General features: G+C 47.8%; 13 protein-coding genes. 10 read left to right on the forward strand and 3 right to left on the reverse strand.

The features are described from left to right. Nucleotides 1-17: 17 nt before the first annotated feature. Nucleotides 18-1,115: a hypothetical protein gene (locus ACOSVP_RS15870; RefSeq protein ID WP_487348459.1), complete on the reverse strand. Its 1,098-nt coding sequence runs from the start codon at nucleotides 1,113-1,115 to the stop codon at nucleotides 18-20. A 334-nt stretch (nucleotides 1,116-1,449) separates the two neighbouring features. Between ACOSVP_RS15870 and ACOSVP_RS15875 the strand changes: the two genes are divergently transcribed. From ACOSVP_RS15875 to ACOSVP_RS15890, 4 genes are all read left to right on the forward strand, one after another. Then, nucleotides 1,450-2,274 carry an HDOD domain-containing protein gene (locus tag ACOSVP_RS15875; RefSeq protein WP_487348460.1) on the forward strand — a complete coding sequence of 275 codons (825 nt, stop codon included), beginning with the start codon at nucleotides 1,450-1,452 and terminating at the stop codon, nucleotides 2,272-2,274. A gap of 201 nt (nucleotides 2,275-2,475) precedes the next feature. Continuing rightward, the gene (locus ACOSVP_RS15880; protein WP_487348461.1) at nucleotides 2,476-3,546 is read left to right on the forward strand and encodes a Fe(3+) ABC transporter substrate-binding protein; all 1,071 of its coding nucleotides are present in this window, start codon (nucleotides 2,476-2,478) and stop codon (nucleotides 3,544-3,546) included. 27 nt (nucleotides 3,547-3,573) lie between these two features. Next, nucleotides 3,574-5,235 carry an ABC transporter permease gene (locus ACOSVP_RS15885; RefSeq protein ID WP_487348462.1) on the forward strand — a complete coding sequence of 554 codons (1,662 nt, stop codon included), beginning with the start codon at nucleotides 3,574-3,576 and terminating at the stop codon, nucleotides 5,233-5,235. 17 nt (nucleotides 5,236-5,252) lie between these two features. Beyond that, nucleotides 5,253-6,323 (forward strand): ABC transporter ATP-binding protein, encoded by a 1,071-nt coding sequence (locus tag ACOSVP_RS15890; protein ID WP_487348463.1) that lies wholly within the window; start codon nucleotides 5,253-5,255, stop codon nucleotides 6,321-6,323. A gap of 45 nt (nucleotides 6,324-6,368) precedes the next feature. Here the strand turns inward: ACOSVP_RS15890 and ACOSVP_RS15895 are convergent, their stop codons facing one another. After that, nucleotides 6,369-7,235, reverse strand: coding sequence for an HDOD domain-containing protein (locus ACOSVP_RS15895; protein WP_487348464.1), 867 nt, complete (start codon nucleotides 7,233-7,235; stop codon nucleotides 6,369-6,371). Between the two features lie 112 nt (nucleotides 7,236-7,347). On the opposite strand from ACOSVP_RS15895, the gene ACOSVP_RS15900 reads away from it, so the two are divergent. From ACOSVP_RS15900 to ACOSVP_RS15910, 3 genes are all read left to right on the forward strand, one after another. Further along, on the forward strand, nucleotides 7,348-8,544 hold the full coding sequence (locus ACOSVP_RS15900; RefSeq protein WP_487348465.1) for a class I SAM-dependent rRNA methyltransferase: 1,197 nt from the start codon (nucleotides 7,348-7,350) through the stop codon (nucleotides 8,542-8,544). A 128-nt stretch (nucleotides 8,545-8,672) separates the two neighbouring features. Beyond that, nucleotides 8,673-9,269, forward strand: a complete 597-nt coding sequence (locus ACOSVP_RS15905) for an NAD(P)H-dependent oxidoreductase (RefSeq protein ID WP_487348466.1) — start codon at nucleotides 8,673-8,675, stop codon at nucleotides 9,267-9,269. A 28-nt stretch (nucleotides 9,270-9,297) separates the two neighbouring features. Continuing rightward, nucleotides 9,298-9,807 carry a YajG family lipoprotein gene (locus tag ACOSVP_RS15910; RefSeq protein ID WP_487348467.1) on the forward strand — a complete coding sequence of 170 codons (510 nt, stop codon included), beginning with the start codon at nucleotides 9,298-9,300 and terminating at the stop codon, nucleotides 9,805-9,807. 70 nt (nucleotides 9,808-9,877) lie between these two features. Here ACOSVP_RS15910 and ACOSVP_RS15915 read toward each other — a convergent pair whose 3' ends face one another. Continuing rightward, the gene (locus ACOSVP_RS15915; protein WP_487348468.1) at nucleotides 9,878-10,543 is read right to left on the reverse strand and encodes a histidinol-phosphatase; all 666 of its coding nucleotides are present in this window, start codon (nucleotides 10,541-10,543) and stop codon (nucleotides 9,878-9,880) included. A gap of 134 nt (nucleotides 10,544-10,677) precedes the next feature. Between ACOSVP_RS15915 and ACOSVP_RS15920 the strand changes: the two genes are divergently transcribed. The 3 genes from ACOSVP_RS15920 to lgt are packed head-to-tail and all read left to right on the forward strand — an operon-like array spanning nucleotide 10,678 to nucleotide 14,315. Then, nucleotides 10,678-11,178 carry an RNA pyrophosphohydrolase gene (locus ACOSVP_RS15920; protein ID WP_067211989.1) on the forward strand — a complete coding sequence of 167 codons (501 nt, stop codon included), beginning with the start codon at nucleotides 10,678-10,680 and terminating at the stop codon, nucleotides 11,176-11,178. Nucleotides 11,179-11,209: 31 nt separating this feature from the next. Beyond that, a complete protein-coding gene (gene ptsP, locus ACOSVP_RS15925; RefSeq protein WP_487348469.1) occupies nucleotides 11,210-13,495 on the forward strand; it encodes a phosphoenolpyruvate--protein phosphotransferase in 2,286 nt (761 codons plus the stop codon). Between the two features lie 22 nt (nucleotides 13,496-13,517). Then, nucleotides 13,518-14,315, forward strand: a complete 798-nt coding sequence (lgt, locus tag ACOSVP_RS15930) for a prolipoprotein diacylglyceryl transferase (protein ID WP_487348470.1) — start codon at nucleotides 13,518-13,520, stop codon at nucleotides 14,313-14,315. The last annotated feature ends 8 nt before the right edge of the window (nucleotides 14,316-14,323 follow it).

Raw genomic sequence — 14,323 nt, forward strand, 5'->3', positions numbered from 1 at the left:
GTAGTGACTCTTAGTAATCACTGTGATCCGTCAGCTAACATCAGTTTAACCTTAAGAAGTGTAAGTTTTCTATCATCACTTTTTCTAAACTTAAACTTGCCGTTAGTGACGGCGTTTAAACGATCAATATAGTAATCTAATAGCGCGTCATATCTGCCAGAATAAATCCAAGAGTAAAACTTTGGAAGCTCATAACTTAACTCACGCCTAATATCTGAATGCTTTTCAAAATTAGAGCTAGTCTTCAAGTCAACTATGTTCATCGATTGGAGGTTTTGTTTGATTTCTTCGATGGTAGGTAATAACGACGCTTTATAAGAGTTAGCCAAAGGCACAAGCTCAGTATCAATCACTTTTGCTTCAAATATCATAATTAGGTCCTCTATTTCACCATTATAATATTCATTATCCAATCGATTCTCTGATTCAACTTTAAGAATGTAGAGCTGCTCTAGAGGGTCAGGTGTGGTCTCAATGGTCTGATTTGAGAGAATACTCCGATACTCCTCAAACAAAATCTGTATCTGCTCAGCGATTATATCGAGATAGTTGTATCGAGTAGTAAGAAACTCAATAAGCTCGTTTATGCGAAGCTGTAGCGTTAGATCATCTTCTTCAATATCCCTGCTATATAAATGTACAGTTAAGTCCGAACCATTTAGGTGGCTCTTGAAAGGCCAACTAGCAAACCGTTTTGATCCGTTTTGTCTTAGATCAGTTGGGTGGGCTCCAAAGCAGGCTCTTAGTGTTATGAAGTAATTATCATCATCTTCGTTTACAAAAAGGCGATCTTTAAAGCATTTCTTGTCACCTTTAAAAGGAGTTGTCTTTTCATCAACAAAAACTCTGTGTAGTTGTGTTATAGACTTAGAAACTAGGTCAATGGAGGATATGAAAGAGTAAAGCTGCATACACCGAACGTCTATGTTTGAATCAAATTCAGGTGAATTCTCTATATGTCGCACTGACACGCTAATCCAATCCATACATGAGCAAACAAGATTAAAAAGGTTCTTACCATCTTTGTTTTTGAAAATTTGGTAAACGAACTTTGAATTAGAATTTACCAACTCTCTAAAGCCAGAAATTTTGTCGTCACTTACAATCCCTTTCATTTGTCTCTACCATCAATCATAAATCAGTCTAACGTACCACAAAGTCGCCACTTAGTATTAACTGAGCCTTGGGGTTAACACATAAGAATCCTGAGGTTAACAGCTGGTAATAGTTAGACTGGATTGGGTAGGGAAATCTAACTTTTAAACGTTCTAAATTGAGTTCTAGTATGTAAGGTTGGCTAAAAAATTAGCTTTTTTAGATAAAAGTTAGAGAACTACCCTGAAACCCTTGTCAGAACTAGGTTCTCTAACTTCTGTATCTAAGTTTTAGTTAGATGTATCTTTTTTGTCTGGCATATAGTTAATTCATATTCATCAGTGAGGATGGGATATGAAACCGACCGATTTACTTAGCCAAGCCGATAAACTACCAAACGTTCCTGAAGTGGTACGGGAGCTGATCGTGGCGCTGGATAACCCCAACGCCAAGTACAATGAAATCGCGGCTAAGGTCGCCAAAGATCAAACCTTGTCTCTAAAAGTGTTGCGAATAGTGAACTCGGCCTATTTTGGCCTGTCACGCAAAGTGGCTTCGATTGATGAAGCGGTTGTCATGTTGGGCATGGAGCGCTTAAAAACCCTAGTGATTGCCTCTGGCTTTGCCAGCAGTGTCTCAGGCGTTGAGGGAGTCGATCTGAAAAAGTTCTGGGCAGAGACTTTCCGCATTGCTGAAATGTCCAAGTGGCTGGCAAAACATTCTCCTTTGGTAAATGCCGACACCGCCTTTGCCACCGGTGTGTTACATAACATCGGTCGTTTGATGCTGCATTTGGCGGAACCAAACCGCGCGAAAGCGGTGCAACAATTGATCCAAGAGAAGAAAGTGAGTCGCAGCAAAGCCGAGATTGAGCGCTTTGGTTTCACTTCCCAAGAAGTAGGACGTGAGCTGTTGATTAAGTGGCATTTCCCGCAAGAAATTTGTGACGCGCTGGTGCAATACCGCAAGCCGATGGCGGAAGAAACCAGCCATTTAGCGCGTATACTACATTTGGCTGCCTACCTAAATGCCTGCGTTCGTGAAGGTCGCTCGAAAGAAGAGATGGTCAGTGAATTTCCGATTAAAGTGGCGATGGCAGCGGAAGTGGAAATGAAGGTGATCAATGAGCTGGACAACATTATTGCCCGTGGCAAAGAGCTAGAAGCACTGGCAGCCTAATTGGTCTAACATTCCTTTATCAAAAAGAGAACCTTGGTTCTCTTTTTTTGTCTATTCAAACCGCTAATTTAGATTTACAGCAAGTCCGCGACCCTAGTGGCGGAAAAGCTATGTAAACAAAAACAGTTTTCATTTATAGTAATGTTTAAATCATTAGGTTACACACTCATGTGTCGAGCTTTGGATAGATAGGTTGTTACGATGAAAGGTCTTGCACAAGTTTTGGGCGCTAGCCCACGTTCTCAAATGGTCAAAGGTTTGTCTCTGTCTGCGCTTGCGGGTGCACTGTTTGCTAGTTCATTGGCCACAGCTGCCGGGGAAGTGAATGTATACTCGGCACGTAAAGAAGCCTTGATTGCGCCAGCACTGGATGCGTTTTCAAAAGCTCATGACGTTACCGTTAACCTAGTAACAGGCGATGCCGACGCGCTACTACGCCGTTTGCAAGTCGAAGGCTCTGCAAGCCCTGCGGATGTCTTTATCACGGTGGATGCGGGGCGTTTATACCGCGCCAAAGACGCTGGCGTATTGCAGTCGTTTGAAACCGATGTGCTAAACGATGTGGTGCCAGACAATCTGCATGACCGTGATGGTTACTGGTATGGTTTGTCGCAGCGTGCCCGCGTGATTTTCTACAATCCAGAGAAAGTCGACGCGAGTGAGTTTTCAACTTACGAAAACTTAGCGGATCCAAAATGGAAAGGCCGTATTTGTACTCGTTCTTCATCGAATATCTATAACCAATCCCTAGTGGCTTCAATGATTGAAGCCGATGGCGCGGAAGCGACGCAAGCTTGGTTGAATGGTTTCGTGAGTAACCTAGCGCGTCCGCCATTTGGTGGTGATACCGATCTATTAAAAGCCGTCGCAGCAGGTGTTTGTGATGTGACGCTAGCGAATACTTACTACTTTGGTCGTTTAGGGCAAAGTGAGAATGCTAAGGATCGTGAAGTGTATGACAAGGTGGCGCTATTTTGGCCAAACCAAGGTGAAGGCGACCGTGGTGCCCATGTTAACGTCAGTGGTATTGGCTTAACGGCGTCAGCCACTAACATCGACAATGCTAAGCTGTTGGTGGAATACCTCACCAACCACGAAAGCCAAGTATGGTACGCAGATGTGAACAATGAATACCCAGTGGTTGAGGGCATTGATCCACCGAAGAGCCTACAACCATTTGGCGAATTCAAAGCTGACTCTATGTCTCTAAGCGTACTGGGCGACAACAACCGTCAAGCGGTTGAGATGATGGACGCTGCGGGTTGGAAATAAGTTCACTGAATTAGAGTAAGTGTTTTAATGTCGACATTGACCCATGCTAATCCCACTTCGACGCAACGAAGTGGGATTTCTTTACTTAAGCTAAGTGCGATTCTAGTCGCCTTAACGTTGGCGATTCCGGTATTGATCATAGTGGTCAATATCTTCCTCGGCGGCAGTGGGGTGTGGCAGCACCTGTATGACACGCTGCTGTTTGATTATGTCTCGAACTCCTTTCTACTGATGCTTGGGGTGACCCTTGGCACCTTAGCCATGGGCGTGCCAGCGGCTTGGCTCACCAGTGTTTGTGACTTCCGTGGTCGTGGCTTCTTTTCCTGGGCTTTGTTGTTGCCACTGGCGATGCCGGCTTACATCATTGCCTACACCTATACGGGGTTGTTTGATTTCGCCGGTCCGGTGCAAACCTTTATCCGTGATGTGACAGGCCTTGGCTACGGACAATACTGGTTCTTTGAAATGCGCTCATTGGGCGGCGCCTTTGCCATGCTGTCCCTAGTGCTGTACCCCTATGTTTATCTGATGAGCCGTGCGGCGTTTTTGGAGCAATCGGCCAATACTTTGGAAGTCTGTCGCACGCTGGGCTATTCCACACCGCAAGCGTTTTTCCGTTTGGCCTTGCCGATGGCGCGTCCAGCAATCGTGGCTGGCGTGACCTTGGCGATGATGGAAACCTTAGCCGACTACGGTACTGTGCAATACTTTGGTGTGACCACCTTTACCACTGGCATCATGCGTACCTTCTATGGTTTTGGGGATTTGGCGGCAGCATCGCAATTAGCCGGTATCCTGTTATTGTTTGTGGCAGTGTTGATGTTTGCTGAGCGTTATTCTCGCCGAGAGATCAGCTACCATGGTTCAGGCTTGCGTAAAGCCAGTCAGCGTAAAATCGAGCTGCGCGGCATCTATGGTGTGGTTGCTTTTATTGCCTGCGCTATCCCTGTATTGGCAGGCTTTGTCATTCCCGCACTAGTATTGCTGTATTGGGCAGTATTTGAAGCCGAAGCGGTGGGTTGGGACTTTATTCAGCTGTCTTGGAACTCATTTTACCTAGCGGCGTTAGCGTCATTGATCACGGTATCTTTAGCCTTGGTGCTGGCGTATGCCGGACGTTTACATAAAGAGAAAAGCGTCCAAGCGGCAATCATTACCTCGGGTATGGGCTACGCGCTACCAGGCACCATTATTGCCATTGGTGTGATTGTGCCCTTGGCGTGGCTGGATCACCGTATCATTGCCTTTGTTCAGCACACCTTTGATACCAAAATTGGCTTATTGTTTTCAGGAACCATCATCGCTTTATTGTTAGCCTACACGGTGCGCTTTATGGCGGTATCCTTGGGCTCGGTACAAAGTGGTTTAGGTAAGATTAAACCGAGTATGGACATGGCGGGACGCTCATTAGGTTGCTCGCCGGCGCAAGTGTTGCGTCGTATCCATGTGCCCCTGCTGAAAAGTTCAGTACTGACGGCGCTATTGATCGTGTTTGTAGATGTGCTCAAAGAGCTGCCTGCGACGCTGATCTTACGTCCCTTTAATTTTAATACGCTGGCGGTGCGTGCTTTTGAGCTCGCATCCGATGAGCGTTTGGTTGATGCGGCACCAGCCTCGCTGATGATTGTCGCAGTGGGTCTGATCCCAGTAATTTTATTAAGCCGCTCGATTTCATCGAGTACGCACTAGGCTTAATGGGGAATAACATGACGGCAATGCCACCAAATAAAATGTTAAAAGAACTCAAATTAAACAACGTTGCTGTGGGCTACCAAGGTATCCCAGTCGTAGAAGAGGCTAACTTTCGCATTGTCGAAGGGCAGATCGGCTGTTTGCTTGGCCCAAGTGGCTGTGGTAAGTCGACTTTGCTGCGTGCGATTGCGGGCTTTGAACCTTTGCTAGGCGGAGAAATTACGCTCGATAATGAGCTGCTTTCCTCTGCTACGAAAACTCTCAGTCCTGAAAAACGCAGCATCGGCATGGTGTTTCAGGACATTGCCTTGTTTCCTCATTTAACCATTGGCGCCAACATCGCCTTTGGTTTAAAAGGTTGGTCGAAGAAAGACGCCAACGCCCGTATTGATCACCTACTCGAGTTGGTCGGATTAACGGGCTACAAAGACCGCTACCCGCATTCTTTATCGGGCGGTCAGCAGCAGCGTATCGCCTTGGCGCGTGCGATTGCGCCCAAGCCAAAATTGCTGCTGATGGATGAGCCATTTTCGGGTTTAGACGCCAAGCTACGGGAAGAGTTAGTACCCGATATCCGTGCGATTTTACAGTTGGAAAAGGTCAGCGCGATTTTGGTCACACACGATCAGGCGGAAGCCTTTGCCATGGCAGATCAGGTGGCCATTATGGAATCGGGACGTATTTTACAGGTGGGCACACCGTACCAAATTTATCACGAGCCCGTGTCACGTTTTGTCGCCATGTTTATCGGGCAGGGAGACTTCTTACCTGCGGTGGTATGCGGTGATAACTGCGTGCATTCAGATTTGGGGGAAATCCGTGGTCAGCTTAACCATGGCTTTGCCGCCGGTACCAAGGTGGATTTATTGGTTCGTCCAGACGATATCTTGCATGACGATGACAGTGAGTTTCAGGGGCTGATCGTAAGTAAGTGGTTCCGCGGTTCTTACTTCCTGTATCGCGTGAAACTACCCTCTGGCAAGGTGACCTATTGTTTTTCGTCGTCTCACCACAACCATGCGGTTGGCCAAGAGATTGGTATCAGTGTCAATTTAGACCATTTGGTGATGTTTCCAACGGAATAAACTCCGACCATTAAAAAAAGCGCCTAGGGCGCTTTTATTAATGGTTTAAATATGTCCGATGCCTTGTTCGCGGCAGGTATCAATAATGCCTTCAAAATCGTATTCAGTGAGTTCCAAATGCTCTAGGGCATAATGGCTAACCTGCATCCATTCGTAATCTTCAGCGGCTTTGCCAAGATGTTTGTAAGTGGCGCTAATATGTTCCGCCATTTTTAGGATCGACATAAAAGTCAGGTATTTGCTGTCACCGGCGATGCGTTCTTCAAACAGTTTTAGTGCTCGGTGATGATGAGCGATCACATAGCAGCAAGCTTTTGGCAAAGCCCATGATTTAGCTAAATAATACCCTACGACCGAATGGTTGGTGCGAAACTTCTTATTCTCCATATCGGTCAGTTCAAAATCGTAGCTTTGGTAGCCCGCTTCCAACACTTCTTTGTAGCCGTCAAAGCGGCTCATCATCAATGGAATACCCGCATTATGGAACAGGCCTAGGGCGTAACACTCGTCTTGATATTTGAAACCGATCTGATTGGCAATGCTAGAACATATGGATGCCACGTCCATGGCGTTGTCCCAGAAATTATGCAGTTGTTCGATGGCTCCATCGGACAGTTCACTTTTTACCGCCAAGCCATTAACAATGTTGGCTATGGAATGGATGCCGAGCATCATCACGGCTTGCTGAATCGAGGAGATCTTGCGTGGTAAACCATAGTAGGCCGAGTTGACGAATTTCAGAACCGCCGCCGAAAGTCCCACATCTTGAGAAATGATTTGCGCGATGCGTCCCATGTCAGGCTCTGGCATGGCCTGTTCCATATGCAGGTCCACCATGACCTGTGGTTGAGGAGGAATGGTGATCCCTTGCAACACCCGCTTTAATTGCTCGTCATTTAAACCTGTAGACATGGTAACCCCTGTGAATATGGCGCTGGAAAGTAGAGTGAATTACGCCGACAACGTAGAAATCCCTAACCGAACACTTATAATAGCGTTTTTTTATGTAACCTTGGTGAGTACTTTGAGTGTAATTAGGTTAAAAGGGCAAGCAGACAGAAGACTTCGTGCTGGCCATCAGTGGATTTATAGCAATGAAGTGAATACCGATGCGACGCCTTTGAAGCAGTTTAATGCTGGGGATCAAGTGATCGTGGAAACGGCACACGGCAAACCAATTGGTGTTGCCATGATCAACCCTAATACACTGATTTGTGGTCGTTTAGTGAGCCGTAGCACAGACACTGTGTTGAACAAATCAACCATAGTGCATCGTCTAAAGATTGCTTTGTCGCTACGTGAAATGAGCTACCCTGAGCCTTACTACCGTTTGGTGTTTGGTGACTCGGATGGTTTGTCTGGCCTAGTGGTCGATCGCTTTGGCGATATTCTCGTGGTACAGATTTCTACCGCGGGTATCGAGCGCGTTAAAAACGAAGTCATCGAAGCCCTGCAAGAAGTGGTTAAGCCAAGTGCCATCCTAATGAAGAACGACGGCAAGATGCGTAATGTGGAAGGCTTAGACACCTATGTGGAAGAAGTCTTTGGTCACGTGCCGGAAGTGGTTTACCTAAAAGAAAACGATGTGCTATTCCAAGCGCCGGTTTGGGACGGTCAGAAAACGGGTTGGTTCTATGATCACCGTGAAAACCGCAAAACCATGCAGACTTTCTGTTCTGGTAAGCGAGTGCTAGACGTGTTCTCTTACGTCGGTGGTTGGGGTGTTCAAGCCGCCGCCGCAGGTGCGACGGATGTGACCTTTATTGATGCCTCAGAAGCGGCGTTGGAGCATGTGAATGCTAACTTGGCGCTGAACCAATACGAAGGTGAAGCCAACCTAATGCAGGGTGATGCGTTTGAAGCAATGCAATCTCTAATCGAAGAGAAGCAGCGCTTTGACGTCGTGGTCATGGATCCTCCAGCCTTTATCGCGCGCCGTAAAGATATCAAAGCCGGTGAAGGGGCTTACCATCGTGCTAACCAGTTGGCTATGCGCCTAGTGGCAAAGGGCGGTATCTTGGTATCGGGCTCATGTTCGATGCACCTAGAAACAGGCCGTTTGCATGATATCGTGCGTAGCAACAGCCGTCAGCTAGAGCGCTTCTCGCAGCTGATTTACCGTGGTACCCAAGCGCCGGATCACCCAGTGCACCCAGCGATTCCGGAAACGGAATACCTAAAAGCACTGTTCTACCGAGTGCACAATAATATGGGTCTGTAAGACCTTAAAAAACGCAGCCTAGGCTGCGTTTTTTGTTTGGCGTAAATACCCTTTGCATTGCAGGTGTTTGTCGTTGCTGTAATGTGGCCTTAAGAATGCATCATTAATCTAGAAAAAGGAGCTGATCTATGTTGCGAATAAATGCCCTAAAAACGCTGTTGATCCTTGCCGTCACACTGTTAAACCAGATGGCCTTGGCCAACGACAAGCCTTATCACACGGATATTAAAACCTTGGTGATAGTGTCGCATCCTTATCCGGAACGCTCGGTCATGACCAAAGGCATGCAAGCGGCGGCGGAGAGTGTTGATGGGGTGACGGTGCGCAACCTAGAGACGCTATATGGCTTTGATACTCGTGCCATTGATGCACAACTGGAAAAGCAGCTGACTCGTGAGCATGACCGCATTGTATTTATGTTCCCAACTCATTGGTTCAACATTACGCCGATGATGAAGGCTTACATGAATGATGTTTGGGGCAGCGTCGGACCAGGTCTTTGGAAGGGCAAAGAAATGCTCTTAGTGACGACTGCCGCAGGGGGCAGCACCACCTATGGTGAATCCGGTCGTATCGGAGTTCGATTGGAAGATGTATTTATGCCAATGAAGGCCAGTGCTTTGCACGCTGGAATGACCTACTTGGAACCCTTGGCGTTCCAAGCGATTTCTTCTGCTAAACTGCCAGAGTATCAACAACAATTGATAGAGCGTTTGCAGCGATAAATTTGACCAAGCTTAACTGGAGCCAATAATGAAAAGAATCCTAAGTGCTTTTGCTTTAATCGCGGTATTACCTATGGTTGGCTGTGCTTCAAAAACCGTCACGCCAGAGCTTTCGATGGGCACAAGTGTGCTATTAGATGGCATTGAAGATCAACGCGGCAATGTATTTGACCACCAAGATACGATGCAAACGCTGTTATTTGTCGATGGCATGGCTGCGAAAAAGGTGGCGAGAAATAGCCTAAAAAGCCTAGATTCTGATTGTATGGAACAAGGTAAGCTGGTCTATCTGGCGGATATCAGCGGTATGCCCAGCCTGATTTCTAATCTGATCGCGATTCCTAAAATGCGTCATTACCCCTATCCCATCTGGTTAGATCGTGAAGGGGATGTATCAGAGTCTCTGCCAGTGCGTGATGGTCAGGTGACTGTGATCGAGGTGCACAACCAAGCGATTGAATCGGTTACCTTTGCTGGGGATGCGCAAACGCTAACGGCGCAGATTCAAACTATCTGTCCAGCCGCTAGCAGCATCTAAGCGCTGTAGCGGGAGAGAACATAAAAAAGCGAGTCATCGAGACTCGCTTTTTTGTCTGGTGCAGCCACGCTTACCAAGAATTACCGCGTAGAGAAATATGCGGCCAGCCGCGCTCTTTGGCGATATCGGTTAGCGTTGGATCCGCGTCCACCGCAATCGGGTGATCGACCAGCTCTAGCAATGGCAAGTCATTACGGGAATCACTGTAGAAGTAGCTGCCTTCCATTGAGTGGCCAGTTTCTTTTAGCCAATCGTTCAGGCGCGTTACCTTGCCTGCTTGGAAGCTTGGTATGCCGACGATGTTACCTGTGTATTCATCGTCAATCACTTCTGGCACGGGCGCAATAATGTGATCCATGCCCAACTCATCTGCAATAGGACCTGTCACAAACTGGTTAGTCGCTGTGATCAAGAGTAAGAAATGGCCTTGGTCTTTGTGGAATTTCAAAAGCTTGGTGGCTTCTTCTTGCATCATGGGACGTACTTTGTGGTCCATGAACTCTGCGTGAAGGGCATCGCGTTCAGCTTTGCTAAAACGTGTCAGTGGTTTTAGGCTAAACGCCAGGTATTCAAAAATGTCTAACGTACCGGCTTGGTATTGCTCAAAAAAGCGGTCGTTCGCTTCCTTATATAGCTTTACATCTACCAGTCCTTTCTCAACTAGAAATTGTCCCCAGTTGTAGTCGCTGTCGCCGCTCAGCAGCGTGCCGTCTAAGTCAAAAATTGCCAGTGTCACAGCATCACCTATCGATTAAATTGTGCTACACAGTATAGCGATGGCATTGACAAATAACAGCCCGATTAATTGTGTGGAACACGGAATTATGGAACAATGCTGTGCATTAGATTTTAGTTATAAGGTGAGAGCTCGTGATTGATGCAGACGGATACAGACCGAATGTTGGCATCATCTTGATGAACGAGCGAGGCCAGTTGCTTTGGGCGAGACGCGTAGGTCAAAACGCGTGGCAATTCCCCCAAGGCGGCATTAAAGCGGATGAAACGCCAGAACAAGCTTTGTATCGCGAACTCAAGGAAGAAGTGGGTTTAGAGCCACATCAAGTTGAGATCGTCGGTAGAACGCGAGGCTGGTTGCGTTATCGTCTTCCTAAGCGAATGCTTCGTCATAACAGCAAACCCCTGTGCATCGGACAGAAACAGAAATGGTTTTTGCTTTCCATTCGCTGCGCGGATGCGTGCGTATGTGTTGACGGAACAGACTGTCCTGAGTTTGATGGATGGCGCTGGGTAAGCTATTGGTATCCGCTAGGCCAAGTAGTTGCGTTCAAAAAGGATGTCTATCGTCGTGCGTTGAAGGAATTAGTGCCTAATGCACACAGATGGCTAAAGCGTAGGAACAAGCCTGTATAAGCTTCATCCTACTCAAGACTGTTGAGGATATATGTTAAGTTTATTGAGACGAATCACCCAAGAGGTTACCGCAGCTCAGTCGCTTCAGGCTGCGCTCGAAATCATCGTGCGTCGTGTACGCCGCGCGATGCGCTCTGAAGTGTGCTCAATTTACTTAGTCGATCCCAATACCCAAGATTATATCTTAATGGCGACTCGCGGCTTGAACGCAGACGCGGCCGGTAAACTGAGCTTGAAGTCCGACGAAGGCTTGGTCAGTTTGGTCGGACGTCGAGCGGAGCCGGTGAACCTTGAAGACGCTCATGTTCACCCTGCGTTCCACTATCTAAGCGGTACTGGGGAAGAGCGTTATAAGTCGTTCTTGGGGGTACCGATTATTCACCATCGTCAAGTGCTTGGCGTACTGGTAGTGCAGCACGAAGAACGTCGTCGCTTTGACGAAGGTGAAGAAGCCTTTCTGATTACCTTGTCAGCCCAGCTGGCCGGGGTTATTGCCCACGCGGAAGCAACGGGCGCCATGATGTCGCTGACTTCCAATACACCAGCGGGCTCCGACTTCCGTTACAAAGGTGTGGCGGGCAGCTCTGGTGTAGCGATCGGTAAAGCCGCCGTGATATTCCCGCCCGCAGATTTGGATGTGATTCCAGATCGCGTACCACAAAACGTGGAGTCTGAGGTCGAGGACTTTTACCAAGCCTTAGAAGCAGTGCGTTCTGATATTAAGAAAGTGAGTAGTCGTTTAAGTCAACACATTAGCAGTGATGAAAAAGCGCTGTTTGATGTCTATTTGAAGATCCTTGACGATAATTCACTGGCCGCAGAAATCATTAAAAAGATCGAAGAGGGTAACTGGGCGCCCGGTGCACTGCGTCAGGTAGTGAAGTTACATATCTCTTTCTTTGAGCAAATGGAAGACCCGTACTTACGTGAGCGGGCCACGGATATCCGCGATCTAGGTCGTCGTATCCTATCTCATTTGCAAGAGAAAACCCCAAGTGTCACCGAAGAATTAACGGAACCAGTGATCATTGTCGGTGAAGAGCTGACCGCGTCTATGTTGGGGGAATTCCCGCTGGATAAGGTCAAAGGTCTTGTCTCCGTTATGGGCTCAAGTAGCTCTCACGTGGCGATTTTGGCCCGCGCCATGGGCATTCCTACGGTGATGGGGGCGGTCGACTTGCCTTACAGCAAGTTGGATAAAGTCGATCTAATCGTCGATGGCTACTCCGGCCAAATCTTTACTTATCCTTCGGAAGCCATCATCGACAGCTACCAGCAAATTGTCGATGAAGAGCGTCAATTAGAAAGCGAATACGAACAGCTCAAAGACCTGCCTTGCGAAACCTTAGACGGTCAGCGTATAGGTTTGTACGTGAACACGGGGTTATTAGCGGATGTTAGCCGTTCTTTAGATCGTGGTGCCGAAGGTGTCGGTCTATACCGTACTGAAGTGCCCTTTATGATTCGTGATCGTTTTCCAACTGAAGCCGAACAAGAACAAATTTACCGCCAGCAACTAGAAGGCTTTGCCCCAGCGCCAGTGACCATTCGTACCCTGGATGTGGGCGGTGATAAGGCCTTGCCTTATTTCCCTATTAAGGAAGAAAACCCATTTCTAGGTTGGCGCGGGATTCGTGTTACCCTCGACCATCTTGAAATATTTATGGCACAAATTCGTGCCATGATTAAAGCCAGCGCTGGGCTGCACAACTTGAAAATCATGTTACCGATGATTTCCAACGTGGCCGAAGTGGAAGAAGCCTTAGCGCTGATTCGCCGTGCTTATGCGGAAGTCAAAGAAGAAGGCTACGATGTGGTGATGCCACAAGTGGGCGTGATGATCGAGGTGCCAAGTGCCGTGTACCAGGCCAAAGAGTTGGCTGGCATGGTGGACTTTATGTCCGTGGGCAGTAACGACTTGACCCAGTACTTGTTGGCGGTTGACCGCAACAACTCTCGTGTGGCGAACCTTTACCATACTTTCCATCCAGCCGTATTGCGTGCCTTAGCGGACATCGTTGAGCGCACCAAGGGCGAAGGCGTGAAGCTGAGTGTGTGTGGCGAGTTAGCTGGTGATCCATTAGGCGCTATTCTGATTATGGCGATGGGTTACAACACCTTGTCCATGAGCTCAACCAGCTTGCCGAAAGTGAAAGCGGTATTGCGTAAGTTAACCATGGAACAAGCGCAAGACATGCTGCGCCAAGTATTGCCGTTAGTGCACTCGGATGCAGTACGCCAAACCATGATGAAACTCGTGCGTGAAGCCGGTGTCGAACGTCTGATCCGTCCGTCCAAAACGGCTGCGCTTCAATAATTCAACAGACTGTAGACCCTTTATGATTGCCTATCCAAATATCGATCCGGTAGCGGTATCGCTCGGTCCTATTGCCATTCATTGGTATGGCCTGATGTACTTAATCGGTTTTGTTTCTGCCTATTACCTAGGTGTGTACCGTGCCAAACGTTCCAATGGCTTGTGGACCTCAGAACAAGTCAGCGACATGATTTTCTATGGCGCGGTGGGCGTCATCCTCGGTGGTCGGATCGGCTACATCTTGTTTTACCAATTCCCATCTTTTATTGATAATCCTTTGGTGCTGTTTCGCATTTGGGAAGGGGGGATGTCGTTCCACGGCGGCTTGCTCGGTGTGATTGTCGCCATGTGGTGGTTTGCTCGTAAGACGCAAAAGCACATTATCGATATCCTAGATTTTGGCGCGCCGTTTGTGCCGATTGGCTTGGGCCTAGGTCGTCTCGGTAACTTTATCGGTGGTGAACTGTGGGGGCGTCCAACGGATGTGTCATGGGCGATGATTTTCCCTGGCGATCCTTTACAGCTGGCTCGCCATCCATCACAGCTATACCAGTTTGCCCTAGAAGGCGTAGCGCTGTTCACTATTCTTTGGTTCTTCTCGCAGAAATCCAAGCCGCGTTACTGTGTATCAGGCATGTTCTTACTGTTCTACGGCATCTTCCGTATCCTCGTAGAATTTGTGCGCGAGCCAGATCCACAGCTTGGCTACATTGCCTTTGGCTGGCTCACCCAAGGCCAACTTTTGTCATTGCCAATGGTGTTGTTAGGTGTTGGCTTATTGGTACTAGGCTTTAAAATGCAGCGTTACCCTGAAAAGTAACGATTCTA

This window comes from Marinomonas sp. HM11-D (assembly GCF_057626615.1).